The organism is Nostoc sp. NOS(2021) (genome assembly GCF_017115025.1).
GTDB lineage: Bacteria > Cyanobacteriota > Cyanobacteriia > Cyanobacteriales > Nostocaceae > Nostoc.
This window is the reverse complement of the sequence record NZ_JABXKM010000102.1, coordinates 16,674-38,515: the sequence shown is the minus strand read 5'-3', so window position 1 is coordinate 38,515 and position 21,842 is coordinate 16,674. Positions and strand designations below refer to the sequence as shown.

General features: G+C 42.7%; 20 protein-coding genes. 10 read left to right on the top strand and 10 right to left on the bottom strand.

What is annotated here, in order from left to right; all coding sequences use genetic code 11:
- The first annotated feature begins 401 nt into the window (after positions 1-401).
- The 3 genes from psbA (at position 402) to HWQ41_RS12820 (ending at position 3,207) form a co-directional block, all read left to right on the top strand.
- Entirely contained in the window at positions 402-1,484 is a 1,083-nt protein-coding gene (psbA, locus tag HWQ41_RS12830; RefSeq protein ID WP_292763251.1) for a photosystem II q(b) protein, read from the top strand.
- A 270-nt stretch (positions 1,485-1,754) separates the two neighbouring features.
- A complete protein-coding gene (locus HWQ41_RS12825; RefSeq protein WP_292763249.1) occupies positions 1,755-2,270 on the top strand; it encodes a hypothetical protein in 516 nt (171 codons plus the stop codon).
- 49 nt (positions 2,271-2,319) lie between these two features.
- Positions 2,320-3,207, top strand: a complete 888-nt coding sequence (locus HWQ41_RS12820; RefSeq protein ID WP_292763248.1) for a hypothetical protein — start codon at positions 2,320-2,322, stop codon at positions 3,205-3,207.
- Positions 3,208-3,337: 130 nt separating this feature from the next.
- Here the strand turns inward: HWQ41_RS12820 and HWQ41_RS12815 are convergent, their stop codons facing one another.
- The gene (locus tag HWQ41_RS12815; RefSeq protein ID WP_292763247.1) at positions 3,338-4,057 is read right to left on the bottom strand and encodes a hypothetical protein; all 720 of its coding nucleotides are present in this window, start codon (positions 4,055-4,057) and stop codon (positions 3,338-3,340) included.
- 138 nt (positions 4,058-4,195) lie between these two features.
- On the opposite strand from HWQ41_RS12815, the gene HWQ41_RS12810 reads away from it, so the two are divergent.
- The gene (locus HWQ41_RS12810) at positions 4,196-4,456 is read left to right on the top strand and encodes a hypothetical protein (RefSeq protein ID WP_292763246.1); all 261 of its coding nucleotides are present in this window, start codon (positions 4,196-4,198) and stop codon (positions 4,454-4,456) included.
- A 20-nt stretch (positions 4,457-4,476) separates the two neighbouring features.
- Here HWQ41_RS12810 and HWQ41_RS12805 read toward each other — a convergent pair whose 3' ends face one another.
- Entirely contained in the window at positions 4,477-5,502 is a 1,026-nt protein-coding gene (locus HWQ41_RS12805) for an alpha/beta hydrolase (protein WP_292763245.1), read from the bottom strand.
- 299 nt (positions 5,503-5,801) lie between these two features.
- On the opposite strand from HWQ41_RS12805, the gene HWQ41_RS12800 reads away from it, so the two are divergent.
- Positions 5,802-5,936 carry a hypothetical protein gene (locus tag HWQ41_RS12800; RefSeq protein ID WP_292763244.1) on the top strand — a complete coding sequence of 45 codons (135 nt, stop codon included), beginning with the start codon at positions 5,802-5,804 and terminating at the stop codon, positions 5,934-5,936.
- A 603-nt stretch (positions 5,937-6,539) separates the two neighbouring features.
- On the opposite strand, the gene rpsU is transcribed toward HWQ41_RS12800, so the two are convergent.
- The 5 genes from rpsU to HWQ41_RS12775 all read right to left on the bottom strand — a co-directional run bounded on the left by rpsU (position 6,540) and on the right by HWQ41_RS12775 (position 9,754).
- The gene (rpsU, locus tag HWQ41_RS12795) at positions 6,540-6,734 is read right to left on the bottom strand and encodes a 30S ribosomal protein S21 (protein ID WP_292763243.1); all 195 of its coding nucleotides are present in this window, start codon (positions 6,732-6,734) and stop codon (positions 6,540-6,542) included.
- 69 nt (positions 6,735-6,803) lie between these two features.
- Positions 6,804-6,932 (bottom strand): hypothetical protein, encoded by a 129-nt coding sequence (locus HWQ41_RS12790; RefSeq protein ID WP_292760889.1) that lies wholly within the window; start codon positions 6,930-6,932, stop codon positions 6,804-6,806.
- A gap of 267 nt (positions 6,933-7,199) precedes the next feature.
- A complete protein-coding gene (locus HWQ41_RS12785; protein WP_292763242.1) occupies positions 7,200-7,511 on the bottom strand; it encodes an RNA-binding protein in 312 nt (103 codons plus the stop codon).
- Positions 7,512-7,905: 394 nt separating this feature from the next.
- Entirely contained in the window at positions 7,906-8,766 is an 861-nt protein-coding gene (locus HWQ41_RS12780) for a 3'(2'),5'-bisphosphate nucleotidase CysQ (RefSeq protein WP_292763241.1), read from the bottom strand.
- A 94-nt stretch (positions 8,767-8,860) separates the two neighbouring features.
- Complete coding sequence (locus HWQ41_RS12775; RefSeq protein WP_292763240.1) at positions 8,861-9,754, bottom strand: sugar kinase; 894 nt, start codon at positions 9,752-9,754, stop codon at positions 8,861-8,863.
- A gap of 112 nt (positions 9,755-9,866) precedes the next feature.
- Between HWQ41_RS12775 and rsmI the strand changes: the two genes are divergently transcribed.
- The 5 genes from rsmI to HWQ41_RS12750 all read left to right on the top strand — a co-directional run bounded on the left by rsmI (position 9,867) and on the right by HWQ41_RS12750 (position 18,340).
- On the top strand, positions 9,867-10,733 hold the full coding sequence (gene rsmI / locus HWQ41_RS12770; protein ID WP_292763239.1) for a 16S rRNA (cytidine(1402)-2'-O)-methyltransferase: 867 nt from the start codon (positions 9,867-9,869) through the stop codon (positions 10,731-10,733).
- Positions 10,734-10,930: 197 nt separating this feature from the next.
- The gene (locus HWQ41_RS12765; RefSeq protein WP_292763238.1) at positions 10,931-12,238 is read left to right on the top strand and encodes a mannosyltransferase family protein; all 1,308 of its coding nucleotides are present in this window, start codon (positions 10,931-10,933) and stop codon (positions 12,236-12,238) included.
- Between the two features lie 319 nt (positions 12,239-12,557).
- Complete coding sequence (locus HWQ41_RS12760) at positions 12,558-12,836, top strand: GlsB/YeaQ/YmgE family stress response membrane protein (RefSeq protein WP_292763237.1); 279 nt, start codon at positions 12,558-12,560, stop codon at positions 12,834-12,836.
- A gap of 58 nt (positions 12,837-12,894) precedes the next feature.
- On the top strand, positions 12,895-13,806 hold the full coding sequence (locus HWQ41_RS12755; protein ID WP_292763236.1) for a hypothetical protein: 912 nt from the start codon (positions 12,895-12,897) through the stop codon (positions 13,804-13,806).
- An 889-nt stretch (positions 13,807-14,695) separates the two neighbouring features.
- Positions 14,696-18,340: a response regulator gene (locus tag HWQ41_RS12750; RefSeq protein WP_292763235.1), complete on the top strand. Its 3,645-nt coding sequence runs from the start codon at positions 14,696-14,698 to the stop codon at positions 18,338-18,340.
- Here HWQ41_RS12750 and HWQ41_RS12745 read toward each other — a convergent pair.
- The 3 genes from HWQ41_RS12745 to HWQ41_RS12735 form a co-directional block, all read right to left on the bottom strand.
- A complete protein-coding gene (locus tag HWQ41_RS12745) occupies positions 18,329-18,649 on the bottom strand; it encodes a hypothetical protein (protein ID WP_292763234.1) in 321 nt (106 codons plus the stop codon). The genes HWQ41_RS12750 and HWQ41_RS12745 overlap by 12 nt on opposite strands.
- A 443-nt stretch (positions 18,650-19,092) precedes the next feature.
- Complete coding sequence (locus HWQ41_RS12740; RefSeq protein WP_292763233.1) at positions 19,093-19,788, bottom strand: Uma2 family endonuclease; 696 nt, start codon at positions 19,786-19,788, stop codon at positions 19,093-19,095.
- Between the two features lie 477 nt (positions 19,789-20,265).
- Positions 20,266-21,282, bottom strand: a complete 1,017-nt coding sequence (locus tag HWQ41_RS12735) for a ribose-phosphate pyrophosphokinase (protein ID WP_292763231.1) — start codon at positions 21,280-21,282, stop codon at positions 20,266-20,268.
- Positions 21,283-21,842: the final 560 nt, after the last annotated feature.

Genomic DNA, 21,842 nt, shown 5'->3' with positions numbered 1-21,842 from the left:
TCTCCCTCCCAGCCTCCCTCTCCGAAACGGAAAGGGAGGAGCAACGAAAAATTAAGCTTTTTACTCCCCTTTCCGCTTCGGAGAGGGGTTGGGGGAGAGGTCAAACAAGATTTGTCGAACTCACGTTCAGTTAATGTCCTAACCTTCTTGTCCGTTGCTATAGCTGTAAATAAGCCAGGACTTACGCAAAAAAGTTCCGAAGTAGCGGTAATTCATGAATTACCGCTACGACAAATCAGGTTTTTGAGAGAATTTTGCGTAATTTCTATAAGTAAAACTAATAACTTGTATCAGTTTTTTTGAAGTAACAAAACTTGATTAAAAATTGTAAAGCAGTGTAAGGTACATTCACAGGCGAAAACAAAACCGCCTGATTCATAAATAACCGCAATCATAAAACCATGACAACAACCTTACAACAGCGCTCAAGCGCCAACGTATGGGATCGATTCTGCGAATGGATCACCAGCACCAATAACCGTATCTACATCGGTTGGTTCGGCGTAGTAATGATTCCCACACTGCTAGCCGCCACCGCCTGTTTCGTAATCGCCTTCATCGCCGCACCTCCAGTAGACATCGATGGTATCCGTGAACCTGTCGCAGGTTCCTTAATTTACGGAAACAACATCATCTCTGGTGCAGTAGTACCTTCCTCCAACGCTATCGGCTTGCACTTCTACCCAATTTGGGAAGCAGCTTCTCTTGATGAGTGGTTGTACAACGGCGGCCCTTACCAATTGGTAATCTTCCACTTCCTGATTGGCATATTCTGCTACATGGGTCGTGAATGGGAACTATCCTACCGCTTAGGAATGCGTCCTTGGATTGCGATCGCATATTCTGCACCAGTAGCAGCAGCATCCGCAGTATTCTTGGTATACCCCATCGGACAAGGTTCCTTCTCTGATGGTATGCCCTTGGGTATCTCTGGAACATTCAACTTCATGATCGTGTTCCAAGCAGAACACAACATCTTAATGCACCCCTTCCACCAATTAGGTGTAGCAGGTGTATTCGGCGGAAGTTTGTTCTCTGCAATGCACGGTTCATTGGTAACTTCTTCCTTAGTTCGTGAAACCACCGAAACCGAGTCCCTTAACTACGGTTACAAATTCGGTCAAGAAGAAGAAACCTACAACATCGTTGCAGCCCACGGCTACTTCGGTCGGTTAATCTTCCAATACGCTTCCTTCAATAACAGCCGGTCACTGCACTTCTTCTTAGCAGCGTGGCCTGTGATCGGCATCTGGTTTACCTCCTTGGGTGTAAGCACGATGGCGTTCAACTTGAACGGTTTCAACTTCAACCAATCAATCATTGATTCTGAAGGTCGTGTGATTGCAACTTGGGCAGATGTAATCAACCGGGCTAACCTGGGTATGGAAGTAATGCACGAGCGTAACGCTCACAACTTCCCCTTAGATTTGGCTGCTGGTGATTTTGCTCCTGTAGCTCTAACCGCTCCTGCTATCAACGGTTAATCATAATCTGAGATCCGCTCTTCACGCTTATCTATAAGTAAAAGACGCTCTCCCGAAAGGGGGGGCGTTTTTGCATTGGGTTAATTGGTACGTTAAGCATGGCACTGGACACTTTTTTAAAGTGCAAAAATATTGATGGGTGTTGTATCAAAACTAGACCGCTATAGTTGAGAACTTAGGCAATAATGATCAAAAAGTAAATTTTACGGGTAAAAATTGCTAGCAGCGCTGATAATTGCCTCAAAGCTCAAGTATAAGGAGAAGGCAAGAATGATTTTACACCGTGGGCATAGGGTAGTAGCTGCTTTGTTGCTGTCAGTGGTATTACTGACAACAGCCTGTACTCAAACTCCAAAAGCACCTGGACGTTTTGACCAGGTGCAAAAAGAAAGCACTCAACAAAGAAAGGGTCAAGCGGTTACTAAGACCGCAACTCAGGGTAGCGAATTTAATAAACTTTTCCCTGATGGAGGTGATGGCTACCAGCGCGTCTATACCCAAGAGAAAAAAGGCTTTGCGGAAGCGAAGTTGAAAAAAGGCGGTAAAGAAGTAGCGTTACTGTCTATTTCTGATACCACCAGCACACCGGATGCAGCAGCAAAGTTCTCGAAGAGTACCAAAAAAATTGGCGGTTATCCCGCAGTAGAAGTAGGTAAGACGCAAACTGCAATTTTGGTAGGTAAGTACCAAGTAAAAGTACTTTCCCGCGATCCGTCATTTAAAGCTAGCGATCGCGCAGATTGGATAGAGAAGTTTAATCTTAATCGTCTGGCTAACCTGAAATGAGCCACATTGCCGACATTAAAGATAACAAACCGTAAATAAGGAGATTTTTGTGAGCAAATCGATTTTTGAATTGGTTGATAAATTGCCAACCGGCGGCTTGACTGTTTCTATGTTAAAGGCCCTTGATTTTGTTGCTCCTGGCGAGTGGCAAAATACCGTCGGCTTTGTCAACACCATTAAGACAGTCACTGGCGAAGACGACGAAGATTTAATTCAGCAAATTGGCGAACGAGCGATTTATCTATTCAACGACAAATCCCAAGGATACCAAACAGCCTTGTGGCTTTATCAAACCGTTGATGCTACAGATAGAGCTCTTGGTGCAGCAGCTTTAGCGAACAAAGTTGGCGAAAAAATTCCTCTGTTGGGTTTTTTAAACTCTGTCACTCCCAAACCTGATAAAGCCCAAACCATCGATCTGACATTAAAATTAGTCGCTGAGTTGGTAGCTTTCTGCCAAATTAACGGCATTCCTGGAGATAGTATTGGGGATTTTGTCGCCTCTTTAGGAGAGTATAGTGGTGAGTCACTCATCCGTATGGTGGCATTAGTTTGCGTTGATGGTTTGATACCTCTGGGCCCAGGCTTTATCAGCAAAGCCTTATCTATGCTTGATCAAACAAATCCACAGGAGTTAGAACAAAACTCGACTTTTCAAAGTATCAAAGATGTGATTCCAGGGGATAATCCTGCTGGGAAACTCAACTTTATGAGCGAAAGCTTTGACTCAGTTAAAGGTTGGATGAGTGGGCTAGTCTCCGCCAATGATTTAACACCACAAAAGGTTGTCCACAACTTGCAAGGTTTTATCGATATTGCCGATGACAAGTTAGATTACCTTGCAGCGTTCATTGATGTATCAACAAATTATTATGAACACACAGGTACGCAAACTTTGGCACATCGCTTGATTGAACGGGCGGTGGCTGAGATTTAGGTTGATGGGGAGTGGGGAAGGTGGGGCCCCCTTTGGGGATAAGGGGGGTAATGAGGAGTGGGGAAGAATAACTATTGGTTATTGACCTATGTCCCATGCCCAATACCCCATGCCCAATGTCCCATGCCTATTAGGGTAAACGCAAATCTGCTGCGATCGCATATAGGTAAGGTTGAAAAATAGCCAAGTTTTCCAGTTTCTCAAACTTACCTGTTTGCGTACCTGGGTCAAATGCAGTGGTAATTACGTAAAGTTTACTACCATCAAACGCAACATGACCGATATGTTGCTCTTGTACTCCACCTTGTTGCTTGAGTCCAGCGAACCCATAGCGGATTCCCTGAAGCTTACCAATGGGTACTGGTTGCGGTGGATAGGCTGAGAAAAGAATTTGTTTTCCATATTCACCCTGACGGTCTTTCACAAAAGCAGCATAGTGGTCTGCAACCCAAGCCTTGAGTGCTAGTAATACCTGGGTTTGGTATTTGGAATTTTGGTAGTCCACTTGGGAACCAGGTGGAATACCAGCTGCTACGAGTTTCTTTTGGAAATCCTCATTCTTTGCTAATGGGTAAACGTTAATCTCAACTGTACCCAAAAGTTCCCCTTTGGAGGAGACACACAATAAAGGCGCATTTCCCTTACAAGCCGCAACTTGCCAGTTAGTTGGAGCAGCAGCATTTCCCAGGATTTTCTGCCAGATATTTCCCTCGTTAGGGTTAGGAAGTTTTGCAACGGTATGGGGTTCTACCATTTTCGGTGGAGAAAATTGGGGGAGAAGAAATTTTGCTCCCAGTGGTATTGACACCAGCAAAATAGAACCTAGTAATAAATGATAAAGTCGTAACATTTTATTGAAAATCTAGAGCCAGGGATTGCAAACTGACGATATCTACAATACTTTATGGGTATAGAGGAAGAATACATTTATAGCGTTTCCTAATCACATAAGGTATAGCAACGGACAAGAAGGTTAGGACATTAACTGATGATAAAACCTATATACAAACAGACTTTCAACCCAGTTCCCAGTCCCCAGTCCCCAGTCCCCTGCTATACATCAGAGCAAGCTCCTCGCTTGCTCTTAGGGGGTTGGGGGTGGGGTTCTTGTACCTCACTTAAGCCAGAACCGCTATATATTGCTGCGAGTTCCGCAAATGGAACTCAACAAACTATATATAGCGCTTCTTTGTGGAATGAGGTAGAAGGTAGGGGGGCACAGCGATGCATTAAACACACGGCTATTTAACTTGATCTCAATAAACTTCTTTAAATAAATCCAGAGCGCAGTTCGGCTGCCGCTTCTCTAACCGCCTGCTTCGCCTTATCTACCACTGCTCCGGTGCCAAAGAATTCATGAGTCACGCCGTTATAGTTGGTTGCCTTTACAGGGGAACCCGCCTCACGCAAACGCTTGGCGTAGGCTTCTCCTTCACTACGCAGTGGGTCAATTTCTGCCGTAATCACGGTCGCAGGTGGCAGACCGCGCAGGTTTTCTGCTCGTAGTGGTGAAGCATAGGGATTACTCCCATCAGATTCACTGTTTAGATATTGCCTCCAGAACCACATCATCATCGCTTTGTTGAGCGGTTTGGCGTTGGCATTCTCCTGGTAGGAGGGTGTGTCAAAGGCGTAATTGGTAACAGGATAGATTAGCATCTGATGCACAGGCATCTTACCCGCTCTATCACGTGCCATTAAGCAGGTGACAGCTGCCAAGTTGCCACCTGCGCTCTCGCCGCCGACTGCAACCTGCTTGGGGTCGCCGTTAATTCGGGCAGCATTCGCCATAACCCATTGAGTTGCAGCATAAGCATCTTCCGCCGCTGCGGGAAACTTATGTTCTGGGGCTTGGCGATAGGCGACAGATACAACCATACAGTTAGCTGCATTAGTCAAAGCGCGGCACGATGAATCATAGGTATCTAAATTGGCGATTACCCAGCCGCCACCGTGGAAGTAGACCAGCACGGGGAAAGGCCCCTTTCCCTTTGGTAGATAAATACGCGCTAGAAGATCGCCCCCCGACCCTGGTATAAGTTGATGATTGACATCCCCGACCATTTCCACCGCAGGTTTGCGACGTTTGGCAAGCACGCCTATAACTGCATCTGCCACAGTCGGGTTGTTGCGAGCATTCATGGGCGACAATTTCTCAATGGGCGGTGCGTTAAAAGAGGTAAGTTCATCTAACACGGCTTTCATCTGGGCATCAGGTGTAGATACAGCCCCTGCTGACTTTGCCAAAAGTGGGCTACCTAAGGCGATCGCTACCACCCCTGAGCCTGCTAGCATAGCAAACTCTCTTCTCGATATTTTCTGATTCACAAACTCCTCCAAAAAAGACCACAGCAGAAGTACAACCTAAGTCTGGCTAGTTTTTCCATCCAATTGGGCGCGTAGGCGTAGCCCGTCGTAGACATCAGTGGCGACATCATCTGAAGCACTGGATTATTAGCCCGTTATAAGTGGCTCAGATCGCAATAAGCTTACTTCTCGATGGCATTGAAGAGACTTACTTAACCTTTTAAAGTAACTCATCAGTATTAATTTTAAAAACCTAGAAACAATCCTGCCTCTAGCATTGGTCAGTAATGCCTAAGTTATTGAACCGGAATAAACTACTGCTAAATGCAGATGTGATTATGAATACAAAAGAGTTAATCAAAGCGTTGGCATTAAAGCAACGTGGTATTTGCTCTGTTTTGGCTGCTTCGCTATTAATTTAACTCAAGGTTAGAAATCCAAACTTGTAACTTATAATACAATTTTATCGGAAGATACATTTAATATTTATGAAACGAACCGCAAAGTACGCAAAGTCAAGAGATCAGTCAAGGAATTAATTATTAAGTGCAAGTTTACAAGTAATTGGTATAACTCCTTAAGGTTTGAGGACAATCTTGATGCAGTTGTCCTACTTGTGCTTGAAAATTTCGTAACTGTGCGGTGCTTGATCTAGCGGCAGAGGCACTCCCCCGTGATTACCTGAAGTAGAATCAATAAAATTGATGCCAGTAATGTGTCCACGACGCAGATGAAGATAGCAACACGAAAGGTATTAAAGCACTTTTCTCCAATTCTAAAAATCGGTTAGAACTGACTAGAGTCGTGAAAAGATGTTAGAAAATAATTACATACGTGTTTAGTATAATAATCCTTACGCAATTGAAAACATATACGTCTCGTAGCACTGAAAGCAAAGACAGTCCTACTACGAAGAGTGTTGTTTATTTATGTATGCCTAATTACTTGTGGCTTGCCGCAGGTATGTCTACGATGAAGAGATGCTGGCTGGATGTGAAATCGAAGGGCAAATTTGCTTGGACTTGTTAACTGAAGCGAGAATGTTGTTTACGACGTTGCTTGTGCCTAGCAATTGTTTTACGCTTCTCTTTTTCTATCGGCGTCTCGAAGTGACGTTTTTTTCTCATATCTTGGAAAATTCCGGCTTTAGAAACTTCCCGCTTAAATCTTTGCAAGGCTGATTCAATACCTTCATTCTCCCCTAAAACTATTTGTGTCATTCTCATTCCTGCTTAGGAATAAGAATTAAATAACTAGGACTAGCCCTTTCAAGGTGAGCAGATGTACTATCACGGTTTTTGCGGCATTTTAGCCATCGGCTGGAATTGAATAAAAAATCTATCCTTTAAACCCCAGATTTTTGGACTGTAAATTAAGCGTAAGCGATCGCCAAAATCCCAGAATCGGCTGAAAAACATGATTTTCTCATAGTACAAAGGTTCACCTTGAAAGGGCTGGTCCTAATAACATACAATTTATGTCCCTGGCTTACCTCACCCTCAATCCCTCTCCTTATAAAGGAGAGGGAAGCTAGATACAGGATGAAGTTTTGCATTTTATTTAATTCACGTTCCTTAATGTGGATGAACAGTTCAAGGCTAGATATAAAATAAAATATTCCAGCAGAGTGGAGCCTTTGGCTTTATCTGCTGGAGACTCTAAATGTGGAATTTTCAGCAATCGACTTAGTAACGATTATTGTTGCGGCGGGCATTACTGCCACCCCAGCTACCACGAGGGGAACTGCTTCTTTCCTCACGAGGTTTAGCTTTGTTCACTTTCAAATCACGTCCCATCCACTCAGCACCATCAAGTGCATCAATGGCAGCTTGTTCTTGTGCGTCTGATTCCATTTCCACAAAAGCGAACCCACGCGGCCGGCCTGTTTCCCGATCTGTGGGTAGTTGAACACGATTCACTGTTCCGTATTCTGCAAAAGCCCGCTTGAGGTCCTCTTCTGTAACCTGATAGGACAGGTTTCCGACGTAAATTGACATAGAAATCTCCGAATTCAGGGAGTATAGAGAGTTAAATTCGGAGAGACGCTTTTTAGAAATCAAAACGAGTTACTCAACCGAAAATAATCTTTATGTCCATGAGTTTAACATAGCCTTCAGCCTTTGAATATCGTCTAATAGTGAACTTTATTGACAAATTCAACCTTTAGGGCAGGTTTGCAGACCTCCCAACGATAGGCTTTTGTTGCTTGTACTATAAAAGTTACACTTCTAACAGCAAATCGGAATCAACTTGCGATCGCTCAGGCAGTTAGTGTTTTGAAAATTAAGCTGTGGACTAAGGGGTAAAGATTATTATTAGTAGTGTTGGTAATCATACTATGACCGAGTGTTTTAAAAGCAAATTAAAAAATATTCATCCTCAAATGCTCCATTAGCTATGGTCAAACTGCGCTAAAATCTTTTCTGCTTGCTGACACAGTACTTCGTGATATTCACCGTTACTAGCCAGCAAACCTCCCCATTGATTGATATCACCGGTGTTATACTGCAACGGAGTACCATCGAAGTGGGTAAATTTACCACCAGCTTCTGTTAAAATCAGTTCTGGGGCTGCTATATCCCAATCTTTGGGCGCAGACTTGCCGGAAAGGGAAATGTAGATATCTGCTTGTTGCTCGACAATGGTGGCGATTTTGCAGCCGACACTACCCACAGATTTCTGATTTTGACAGGGTAAGTTTTGTAGTAAGTAATCTAAGCGTTGGTTGCGGTGAGAGCGACTAACAACTAAGGTTAAATCCTCAACTCGTTTACCTGACGACACTTGTAAAGGAACAGATCGATCACGGGTTTCTACAAATGTACCCCCGCCTTTGGTAGCGTAATATAACTTTTCTGTCTCTGGTACTGCCACCACTGCCAAGACTGGGCGTGTTTCCTTGACTAAAGCAATGTGAACTGCATAGTCCCCAGTTTTTTCGATAAAGTCTCGTGTACCATCCAAAGGGTCAATTATCCATACCCAAGGGGCAGAAGGCTGTGTACCACTACTTGGCGATTGGTAAGTTTCTTCACTAATGTAAGCAAAATCTTCGTTACCCAAAGTTGCTTGTAACCTCTGCAAAATATATTGACTCACAGCTACATCGGCAACGGTAACAGGCTCATTCTGTTTATATTGTACTTCTAAGTTAGGGTCTTTTGCAGTGCCGTGGTAATACGATCGCAGTATATCTGCTGCGCCCCAACCTACCTCACGAGCGATCGCTAATATTTCTTGTAAGTCTTTCATTAATTTGGCCTGATCTAAAAATTATGTATAACCTGATTAGGGGCACACAGCGATGCTTACTTAGTTTAACGAATTACTAATTACGAATTACGAATTACTTTAAATCCATCCAGCGCCGCGTACCAAAAAATTTACAGGAATCAGCAGCAATATTAGCTGCCAGTGCCAGTGCATCAGTAAAACTTTTCCTTAAAATGTAATCACAGAAAGCACCGTGGAAAATATCTCCAGCCCCTAATGTATCAACCGCTTGTATCTGTGGCACATCTACGATACCAGTTTTAGTGCAACTCAAGTATTCAATTGGTTTTTGTCCGTGGGTAATGGCGATGTGAGGAATGTCAAATCCGCCCAGATAGGCAAAAATGTCTTCTCCAGTCTGGCAGTTGGGGGGATAAAAATTAGCTGAACAGATGGCATAATCTACAAACGGCAGAATTTGCTCAAATCCAGGCTTCCAACTACCACCATCAATTACTACTGGGATATTCTTGGCTTTAGCCATTTGGGCTATGGAATAACTAACCGCCATTTGATGTCCATCAATCAGTACTATATCGGCATTTTGCAAAATATCTGGCGGGATAGATGCGCTGCTGGCTTGAGTTTTGACAGCATTGATGGAAACCACAGCTCGTTCACCCGTGGCTTGAGTGACAATGATTGAGGAGACGGGCGGTGCTAAATCAGTGTTAGGCTCAAGGTCTGCGATCGCAACTTTGTAATTTGCCAAATCACCTCGAATTAGCTGCGTCATGGGGTGAGAACCCGCCACACCCAAGACTGTAGCCTGATTACCTAAATGGCTGAAAGTCACAGCCGCGTTTGTTGCTGGGCCACCTGCTGCCACAGTATAGTCAGTAGCGACAATCTTCTGATTATTCTTAGGGGCAGAGTCAGCAAGGTAAATCAAATCTAAGGTTACTAAACCTACAAATAACCCACGATCCGATTTTGGATTTTGGATTTTGGATTTTGGATTATTCATTTATCATTATGTTTCGTATAGGTGCATAAATTATTATTTTTAACTCCTGTACAGACGCGATTAATCGCGTCTCTAACTCCTGTACAGACGCGATTAATCGCGTCTCTAACTCATGCAAACCGATCCAAAACCAGGAACACTTTACGTTGTCGGCACACCAATTGGCAACCTGGAAGATATAACCTTTCGGGCGGTGCGAATTTTGCAGACTGTGGATATCATTGCTGCGGAAGACACCCGTCACACAGGGAAACTACTACAGCATTTTCAAGTTAAAACACCCCAGCTAAGTTACCACGAACACAATCGTACCAGCCGCATCCCAGAATTATTAGAGCATTTAGTTAATGATAAAGCGATCGCTCTGGTGAGCGATGCTGGAATGCCAGGAATTTCCGATCCTGGATATGAACTGGTGAAAGCCTGTATTGAGGCGGGAATTCCTGTAGTTCCCATTCCTGGCGCTAGTGCAGCAATTACCGCTTTGAGTGCATCTGGATTACCAACGGATCGGTTTGTCTTTGAAGGCTTTCTCCCGGCGAAAACTCAACAGAGACAAGAACATTTAAAATCTCTGCAAACAGAATCTCGTACATTGATTTTCTACGAATCGCCTCACCGCTTGCGAGATACTTTGCAAGACTTAGCAAAGGTTTGGGGAAGCGATCGCCAAATTGTGCTAGGGCGGGAGTTAACTAAATTGTATGAGGAATTTTGGCGGGGGACAATTGCCGAAGCGATCGCTCACTACAGCCAACGAGAACCCCAAGGTGAATATACATTAGTCGTGGCAGGAATTCCAGCCAGTCAGCCCCAACTGACACAAGAGGAATTGAAAGCCGAATTGAAACAGTTAATTAGTCAGGGAATATCGCGATCGCAAGCTAGTCGTGAATTAGCAAAAGTTACTTTCCTTCCCCGTCGCCAACTCTATCAACTAGCTCTTTCTTTAGTTCTAGACTCTGATTGTAATATTTAAACGCATCATAAAGGTAATATATGCAAAATACCAGAATCTTAACAATTCAAAATTCAAAATTCAAAATTCAAAATTAAAGACATTTTCAGACGGGGATTTAAACCCCGACTGAAAATAACGCTACCTGTATTGTTGGGGTCTTAAACCCTTTGATTTACGATAAATGAAGTGGTCGTGGTTTACTAGCCAGATATCACATGAAAAGCTTAGTTCGTTTTTCCTTTTGGAAGCAAATTATTCTTGCTCTGGTGTTTTACACTGTTTGCAGTAGTATAGGTATCCTCCTTTCACCGGATGGAATTGCCAAATTAGCGGTACAAGAGGGAAGAGAGTTTCAGTACTGGGATGCAATTCATTATGTCAATCTGGGTTTGCATCCTCATTGTCAAGCCTTCTACCCACTCTGGTCACAAGTAATTCGTTTGTTTGCCCCAGAGAGTTCCGTCGTTGGGCTTCGCTATGCTTTTATCCTCTCTAATCTCCTTTTTGTCTTGTCACTACCTATCGTCTTATTTGTCTTACGAAAAGTCATTAAGTCAGAAAGTTTGAGCTTTATCACTCTTATACTTTATGTTATTAATCCTAATTCTATTTTCCATAGTATTGGCTACACTGAGAGCTTGTTCTCGCTCTGGGCAATCATTAGTGTGGTAGCTCTTTTATTTTCAAATTCTGTGTTTTGGAATAGTATCTTAGCGGTGTCCGTGATTCTGATGTCTGTGTCTCGACCGAGTTTAGTGCAACTTCTCTTTGCTGCATTTGCGGCGATCGCTTCTGTCTTTTTAGGAAGTCACTTAGGGTCTGAAACCCATTCTCAAACTAGGGAGTGGAAAAAATATACTATCCCCACTGGACTGATTGCTATATGCGCTATGGCAGGTTATTCCATCTACGGCATTTATTGTCTATTATCAACAGGCAACTTTTTGGCTCCCTTTCAAGCCCAGGTGGATTGGGGAAGAACTCTTCAGTTTCGACCGTTGTTTCTGCTGTTTCCCAGGTCGCTGTTAAATGACTTACACGGTCTATACTTTCCATTTATTCTGTTCTTCTTGGTGGTTGTTCTCATTTACTTTCATGCCAAACACAAGCAGATTTTGCTGTATGTACCCAAATATCCTCTACTATCGATAACCCTTTTTTATCCTCCGATAGCGATTTTGATTTATTCCATCCGTTCTTGGCAGTTAGGAAAAGCGGGTAAACTTACTCCTCAATATGTTACTCCAACCATTGCCCAACTCCAAACGAATTATGTGTTCTTTTTTTGCTTATCCATTTGTATAGCCAATGCAGCAATTGGATTTCTAGCCGCTTCCCACTATCTCTATAGTCTGGCACGATTTGTATTTGCAACGCCCTTCTTTTTTATTGCTTTTGGTGTGGTGATAGACCATCTTGATAGTCCAAAGACACGAGAATTTCTTTACGGGTGTCTCCTGGTTTCTGGCTTAGGACTAATCGAACAGTGGTATCGTTGGGGCAACAACCATTGGGTAGGATAATTGGATAGAAGGTGTTTTTATTCACTGAACACCTGTTATCAGTGAGTAGTCTTGATCAGCTGAAAAACATCTAAATTGCATAATCGAATTAAATAAAACTCTTGTTTTGCTTTATTCCATGCGTTCTTGGCAGTTAGTAAAAGCGGGTAAACTTACTCCTCAATTCCTCAATGTGTAACTCCAACCATTGCCCAACTACAAATGATATCTAAAGATTTTTGATATTAGTTCTCTAGATAGAGCAAGAATTTTGTCGGCAAATTTTAAGATGAAATAGTCAAAAGCAAACAAAGCAGATTCTCAAGGAAGGAGAAATTCAATGGGTAACATTATCGCTTGGCTGGTTTTGGGTTTAATCGCAGGTGCGTTAGCTAAGGTATTTTATCCAGGAACCCAAGGTGGCGGTATTCTCTCCACCATTGTATTAGGAATCCTTGGAGCCGTAGTCGGAGGCTATTTGGGTCAAGTATTGCTAGGAAGTAGTTCGGCAGCCGCTGCATCTGTAGGAGCTTTATCCCTTGGAAGCATTTTATTTGCTGTTCTTGGTGCTATGATACTGATTTTTGTTTGGGGTTTACTGACTCGTCGAGCTGTGTAATAACCTCAAATTAGCTAATACTCTTGGGAATCACTTATAGCTGCAAGAAACCGATAAAATGACATTAGAAAAAGAGCGAAGAACTATAGGAGTTTTCGCTAGATGTTCGGATGCACAATTGGCACTTGAGGAACTAAAAGCTTCTAATTTTCCAATGCACAAAGTTTCTGTAATTGCAAGGAATGCAGAAGAACAAAGTGATATTGCTGGTGTTGAGGTTAAAGACCCCACTGGCAATACATCCTCACAAGACGCTTTAGGCGGTCTTACTGGCTTATTAGTTGGTTTAGTCCTCTGGGTAATTCCTGGTATAGGCCGAGTCATGCTAGCCGGAGCAGAAGCAACAGCGATCGCTACCACTTTACCAGGTGGTGCGATCAATGCATCCGCAGGTGGTTTGCCTGGTGTGTTGCTAAGTTTAGGAATTCCTGAACAGCAAGCACAAGGTTACAGCCATCTTGTCTGTAAAGGTTACTATTTGGTGATCGTAATCGGCATAGACATCGAGATTTGTGTTGCTAAGAGGGTTTTTAATCGCTGTGATATTCAACAGTGTGGTGTTTATGAGCCATACTCGACCCCAAATAGTCGCTATAAAAATGCAGTTGGTGTTTTTTCTACCCGCCAAGACGCAGAAAGAGCGCTTACTGAACTGAAAACTGCTGGCTTTCCGATGAGTCAAGTGTCGCTGATTGCTAAGGATACAGAGACCATAGTTGGTATTACTGAGGTAGAGATCAGCAGTTCCAAAGATAACTACACTAATTTAGGAATTTCTGACGATCTAGCCAGATATTATGAACATCAAGTTACTCTTGGCAATTACCTATTAGTCCTAAATAGTACTGATATCTACATGGCAGGTGCAAAAGCTATTTTAGAGACTAACAAGATTCAACATTTTCGGATCTATAGCCCATCTAAACTTGATGCGGCTAGAAGCGATCGCCAGGTGATTACGAACTTCTAGTTAAACGTCAAGTTAATCTTAAGAGGTTTGACGATATCCCGTGATTGTGCATCTTCCTGAAAATTTAGAGTAAAAGTATATTCATTTTCCTATAAATTACATACCTCTGTGGGTATAGATTGCCTTTTGAAACCTTAACTTTCCACCACAATACTGCTTGCGATAACTAAGGTTACGGTTGATGTTTATAGTGATGTACAATGGCATTAATGTCATACCAAACCGCAAAAGCCACTATATTTAGTAATATTAAATGAGCGTTGAGTTTTTTAATATCCTCCAAGGGTTTTTTGATAAAAAGGTGATGTCAATATTAAACCTAAGCGACAAGAGGGTAGTCTTAGAGTAAAATAATATCTGTTTCAAATAGTAAAATAGTAGTTTCATAACCAATCCTACCCATTTCTGGTTCTGAACCCATTTGCATTTCTACAAGACACTACCAGTGTCCAGAGTTAGGATGGCATTGTATTATGGCTACCAATCCATCGAGAAATTCTACCTTTTGCCCTTTGCAGAATTTGGGTCTTGCTAGGTTAATTACTGCAATCATAAAAACCACCATTTTTTAGTAAAGGAACAAGTGTTTAATTATCCACCGCCAGATTCAATTACAAAATCAGGTGGTTGCTTCTTTTGAAAGAAGTTATGCTATCTCAAGGTTTCATATTAATTAAAGTATCAAAATGTTAGATAAAAAGATTATTTATATACTTATTTAAAATCAGGTTACATTTGTAAATGTATTAAGATACAAGTGATAATATTTTGCGTGTAAAAAAACTAGACATATTCCACGTAAAGGAATATCCTATATTTGTTTTGGATAGCTAAAACATAATCAGAATAGTCTCAAAAATAGAAATAATTTGAATATCTGCCGGGAATAATGTTGAACCGTTTGAAGATTGGAACCAAGATTGGAGTAAGTTTTGCCCTGAGTTTGGCAACTCTGACCACCATTGGTCTAATCTCCTACCAAAGCACCAACGATCTAATTGAAACTTCGCGCCAAGAAAACCATACCTACCAGGTATTAAGTGAGCTTGAAGACCTCAACTTGCAAGTGACAAATGCTGAAACTGGGCAACGTGGTTACATTGTTACTGGAAAACAGAGCTATTTAGAGCCTTATAAGGCTGCCACTCAAATACTGGCTCAAAAAGTTAAGGAACTTCAGAGGTTAACAGCAGATAACCCTAAGCAACAACAGCGGTTGGATGTTTTACAGCCACTAATCGCTCAAAAGCTGGCTGAACTTCAAGAAACTATCGACTTGCGCCAGAACCAAGGTTTTGAAGCTTCTCAGAAGGTGGTTCTGACAGACCGGGGCAAGTCCCTAATGGATGAAATCCGCAAAGTTATTCAGACGATGAAAACTGAGGAGGATGCACTGCTGAAACAGCGCTCTGAGAAGGCACAAGCAGCTGGCCAGCAAACGATCGCCAGCATTGTCTATAGTATTCCCTTATTTTCTTTGATCTTAGCTTTGATTGGATTCGCCCTGACCCGAAATATCTCAGTACCCCTGAAGCAAGTTTCTGATTTGGCAGAAAAAATGGCGGATGGGGATTTATCGGTGAATTTACCAGATAGCGATCGCCTGGATGAAATTGGTGTGTTGACGCGCACCTTCAACCAGATGATCGTTAATCTGCGAAACACAACTAAAAAAAATGACGAGCAAAACTGGCTAAAGTCTAACTTAGCTGAATTTACCCAGATGCTCCAAGGGCAGCGAAATCTGGAAAGTGTATCTCGCCTGATCTTGTCGAATTTAGCACCACTGGTTGGAGCATCGCAGGGCGTTTTTTATGCGATGGAATCTATAGACGACCAGCCTGTACTGAAATTGTTGAGTAGTTATGCTTACAAAAAACGCAAAAACCTGGCAAATCAGTTTCGCTTGGGCGAGGGATTGGTGGGACAATCCGCCCTAGAAAAACAAAGAATCCTCCTCACGGAAGTTCCTAGTGACTATATCCGCATCAGTTCCGGCTTGGGAGAAGCACCACCGCTAAATATTATTGTGCTGCCCATACTATTTGAGACGCAGGTGAATGCCGTAATTGAACTTGCCTCTTTTGGGCCTTTTAAGGAATTGCACCTGATATTTCTAGAGCAATTAACTGAAAATCTAGGTGTATTTTTAAATAACATCGCCTCACAATTGCAAACTCAGCAACTACTTGAAGAGTCTGTTGCTTTAACAGAGGAACTGCAAAGCCAACAAGAAGAACTACAGCAGAGCAATCAACGCCTGGAAGAACAGGCGCAGGAGTTAGAGGAATCACAATTTCATGTGAAACAGTCTAACGAAGAATTACAACAACTAAATCAGGAGCTAGAAGAAAAGGCAGAATTATTAGAAGTTCAAAATCGGGAAGTTGCCCGCAAGAACGAGGAAGTTGAGCGCGCGAGGCAGTCTTTAGAAGAAAAAGCTGCACAACTGGCTTTGTCTTCCAAATATAAGTCAGAATTTCTCGCAAATATGTCCCACGAGTTACGGACACCGCTAAATAGCCTGTTAATTTTAGCAAGGCTGCTAGCAGATAACTCTCTTAGCAACTTGACCGATAAACAGGTAGAATACAGCCGGACTATTTACTCGGCTGGGACTGATTTGCTGGAGTTGATCAATGACATTCTAGATTTGGCAAAAATTGAGTCGGGTACTATGTCACTCGATATTGAGCAAATTGCTTTTGCAGATTTGCAGACATCTCTAGAGCAGACTTTCCAGCAACTTGCCCACAATAAAGAACTCAGTTTTACTATTCAACGGGATGAGAAGTTACCCCTGACAATTTTTAACGACTCCAAACGCCTGCAACAAGTGCTGAAAAATCTTCTAGCCAACGCCTTTAAGTTTACCCAACAAGGAGGCGTGAAGTTACAAATTGGCATAGGATCTGAGGCAGCCGAAGTTGATAATCCCATGATTGCTTTTGCCGTTAGCGACACGGGTATAGGCATTCCAGCCGAAAAGCAGAAGATTATTTTCGAGGCATTTCAGCAGGCAGATGGCACAACCAGCCGCAAGTACGGGGGAACTGGCTTGGGCTTGTCCATCAGCCGGGAATTGGCTCAACTGTTGGGAGGAAGAATTGAACTACTCAGCCAACCAGGACAGGGAAGCACCTTCACCCTTTACTTGCCCAGGCGACAGGAAAACAATGCTAAAAATACTCTCACCACACTACCCTCTGAGCCAACCACCTCTATCCGTGCAGCATCGACCATCAAAGAAGTGCCAATCGTCGAAAACAGACCCGCGACTGTGGACACATCTGCATCCGCGAAAGTACTTAGCAGCTTCCCCATCGAAATTCCAGACGACCGGGAAATAATTCAACCAGGCGATCGCATTTTGCTAATTATCGAGGATGACGATAAATTTGCCCGCATCTTACTAGATATGGCACGTGAGCAGGGCTTTAAAACCATCGTTTCTTTACAGAGCAAACAAGGTCTAGCACTAGCGCAACAGTTTAAACCCAATGCGATTATGCTAGATATCCATATGCCAGAGATGGATGGGTGGACGGTGCTAGATCGTCTGAAGCATAAGCCAGATACCAGACATATACCAGTACATATACTTTCTGTTGATGAAAGACAGCAACGGGGATTACAGTTAGGCGCGATTACCTATCTCCAAAAACCCGTTTCTCCAGAAGCGCTAACTCAGGTATTGACTGAGATTAAAGGCTTTATTGAGCGTCAGGTAAAAAATCTCCTGATTGTAGAAGATGACCCCGTACAAGCCCAAAGTATTATCGAACTGATTGGTAATAGTGATGTCCAGAGTACAGCAGTGGGTACAGGGGGAGAAGCCCTCTCGATTTTGCGATCGCATCACTTTGATTGTATGGTACTGGATCTTGGTCTGCCCGATATGAGTGGGTTTACACTAATTGAGCAGATCAAGCTTGAACCCAGGCTTTTGAAACTGCCGATCATCGTCTACACCGGTAAAGAACTCAGCCGACAAGAAGAAACCCAACTGCGGGGACTAGCAGAGACAATTATCATTAAAAATGTGCGCTCGCCAGAGCGGTTGTTAGACGAAACTGCCCTGTTTTTGCATCGGGTGCAAGCAAATTTGCCCCCACCAAAGCGTCAAATGCTAGAGCAACTACATCAAACTGATCCGGTGCTGGCTAATCGGAAAATTTTGATTGTAGATGATGATCTGCGAAATATTTTTGCCCTCACCAGCTTTTTAGAAAGCTATCAAATGCAAGTGCTGTTTGCCGAAAATGGCAGAGATGGTATTGAGAGGCTGGAAGCTAATCCTGACATTAACATAGTTTTGATGGATATCATGATGCCAGAAATGGATGGTTACGAAACTACCCGCGCCATCCGCCAGCAACAACAGTTTCGCTCACTACCAATAATTGCTTTAACTGCCAAAGCCATGCCAGGCGATCGCGAAAAATGCATCGAAGCTGGAGCCTCTGACTACATCACCAAACCTGTAGATACTGAGCAACTGCTTTCACTACTCCGGGTTTGGCTATATCGTTAAGGAGTCATGTTTTTTATTAGCCTTTTCCAAGAGGGCTTTTCCATACTCATCACATTCTAAAGAATCCTCAAAAACAGGAACTCCCATTTTTTCAAGATACCTTATGTATCTTCCATTAGCTTGATCGTCTTCAACTAAAAACATGAGAAGACAATTGTCATATGATAAAAAATGTATTATCCCACTGTTTAATTTAGGTGTACCCCAAATATAATGATTTTCTATTAAAGCGAACTGCGTAAGTTCATCATGAATAAGCTCATCAGTGATCCCAGGTCTAGTCTTAATTTTAACTTTTTTAGCTTTCATATTTTTAACTTCTTATGATAACGAGGAAAGCCTCGTAGGGCCAGGGGGAAAAAGAGTTTTCTGTAACCCAGCTTGCCACCAGCCACCAGCCAATCATCAATTCCTTTCTCAGTATTCGGCAGTTGCGCTACTTCACACTGACACCCTTGCATAAGTACATAGCTTTCGTTTTGATCATTTTCCTAATTCGTGCAACGCCAGCCTTTCTATAACTTCTTCAGGAACATATTAGGACTGCTATTTGATTTTTGAAAAAACTCAGTACATACAGCACTTTGCAAGTAAGTGAAGTACACCCTTCCATTGCTTGGGGCTACGGTGAATTACCCCCCTTAATCCCCCCTTATTAAGGGGGGAAACAGCAAATCTAGTTCCCTCCCCTTTATAAGGGGAGGGTTAGGGTGGGGTATTTTTGTACCTCATCAACTCGCAATCTGCTGTATCTATTCCCTATTTCCGATATTCTCATTCAACTTTTGCATAAATTCTTGATGTTCAGTGGCAGCTAAACCTGCTTGTAACACAGATAACACCGTTGCCATTTCTCCTGACAGTAAGGCAGGTATTGCCAACCACAACCCCGGAAACACCTGACTGCGAATAATTCCCTGCTCATCGGTTGGTAGCGAAACATACTCATCCGCTTGCAGCCTAAACCAATCCAACTGATTATCTAATGTTCGCCAGACAATATACTCCTGTACTCCATTCCGTCGATAGGTGCGTTTTTTATCATGTAAATCGATGGCTGCACTGCTTGCTGCCACTTCTATCACCAGTTCGGGTGCGCCTTGGATATAATCATCCTCACTAATCAATGCCTGTCTGCCCGGAATGAATATTACCGCGTCAGGCTGTGGTTCATTATCCGAATCTAAACGCACTGTGGGTTCAATTCCGAGAACAAGACCAGGGGTTGCCGTTTTATAGTTCCACAACCACCCGATCAGGTTTCCATGTGGTTCCCCATGACTTTTAATTCTGAGTGGGGATGCCATGATATACACAACTCCTTCAACCAGTTCAGCTTTTCTTAAATGCGGCATTGCCTGATAGCGACGCTCAAATTCGCAGCGAGATAAGCGATCGCCATTTTCCAGAGGTAAAACTGAAATCACTTTTTTAGGAGTTGTAATCATCCCTTTGTCCTCTTTACCCAAATTGTCCAAACTGAATCAAAGTATTCTAATTTGGCAGTGCTGCATCCATTTTACTACCGCACATGAAAAAGCTCTTGTGCAGGGAGCAGGGGTGCGATCGCCCACAAGGGACGTTAGTGTTGGTCTAGCACATTACAGATTAGTAATTATTTGGGCAAGAACTACTTGTAATCAACCGTCCATAGAAAACATGAGATTATTTCTTAATAACTAGGACTTACGCAAAATATCTCTCAAACTCTGATTTCTCCGTGTCGCGCCAGTTGCTACAAGTCGGGGAACCCGCCCAACGCACTGGCTTCTCAGCGCCTCTGCGGTAGCCTGCGGCAAGCCGCTTTGCGTCTACGTTATTCCGTAACTCGTGCGTAAGTCCTAATAATCATAACTAAAAGCCCACACTGTACTCGATCAAGAGGACAATGTGGGTAATTTATGCCTATAACACAGAATGACAGTCTAGCGGAACATACTACTAACTGAAGTATCTTCATGAATCCGCCAGATAGTTTCTCCTAACAGATTAGCTACTGACAGCACCACTAGTTGGGGAAAGCGGTTGTTTTCTGGTATGGGAATCGTATTTGTCACAATGACTTCCTCAAACAAGCCACTGGATAACCGCTCCATCGCTGGTGGAGAAAACACAGCATGAGTTGCACAGGCGTATACTTGACGCGCTCCTTCTTCACGCAGTAATCGCGCCCCTTCCGCGATCGTGCCCCCAGTGTCGATCATGTCATCCACCAACACTGCCGTTTTGCCTTTAACATCGCCGATGATATTTAACACTTCGGCAACATTATGTGCCTGACGACGTTTGTCAATAATCGCCAGTGGAGCATCACCCAGTTTTTTTGCAAATGCTCTGGCTCGTGCTACACCACCAACATCGGGGGAAACAACTACAAGGTCGGGCAGTTGTTTGCTTGCTAGATAATCCAGCAATACTGGCGAACCGTAAACATGGTCAAAAGGTATATCGAAATAGCCTTGAATTTGAGCCGAGTGCAAATCCATTGCGAGAACGCGGTTGGCACCGGCTTCAGTGATCAAGTTAGCAACCAGCTTGGCGGTTATTGACTCTCGTCCTGCCGTTTTGCGATCGGCGCGGGCGTAACCGTAGTAGGGAATTACTGCCGTTACCTGTCGCGCCGAAGCTCGACGACAGGCGTCAACCATAATCATTAATTCCATCAAATGATCGTTCACGGGTTGACAACATGGCTGGATTAAATAGACATCACAACCCCGAATCGATTCTTGGATTTGAACGTAAAGTTCTCCATCCGCAAATCTTTTACGAATCATTGGCCCCAAGTCAAGACCCAGATAACGAGCGACTTCTTGAGACAGTTGTACATTGGCAGAGCCAGAAAACAGCCGCAGGCGATGATTATCGGTCAGTCCTGTTGCAGATGGTTGCACTTTGAAAGTTGCAGAACTGAGCACAGCAGATCCTCTATGTGCATTCATAGCAATATTATCATTAGAGATTTAATAGATTTAACCGAGAAATCGCCTAAAAAAACATCTGTGAGTTTTGTTGAAGCTTTCATACAAAATTAAAACATTTTCCCATAAAATTATCATTCGCTAACGGTCTAATTTTCTTGTTAAACAAACTATTGATAGCTTAACGGACATCAAGACCGTCCACTAGGTCTATAATTAAAAAATTTTGAGTTGAGGTAAATAACCCAATCTCTCAAAGATTGGTGTGCTAGATAGCTTCTGCTAACTACCTCATTTATAACTGACAGTAAAGCATTTATAACTTAAGTGATATTGAAGTTTATTCTCATAACAGTATAACACTTCTGTCTAAGTATTAAAAATGTATTTTATTATTCTAGTACCTACGCCTTGACAAAAAACGACATGTCTACAGTTCTCTAGCACTGGACACAATTTACTCACATACAAATTTTTACATAAAGGTTGAATAAAGTTCAGATAAAAATTGTATAAAAATATGTTTTTTAATATCAAAACATTACTCAACAAGGATAATATCAACTATGTAAAAAGTTGTA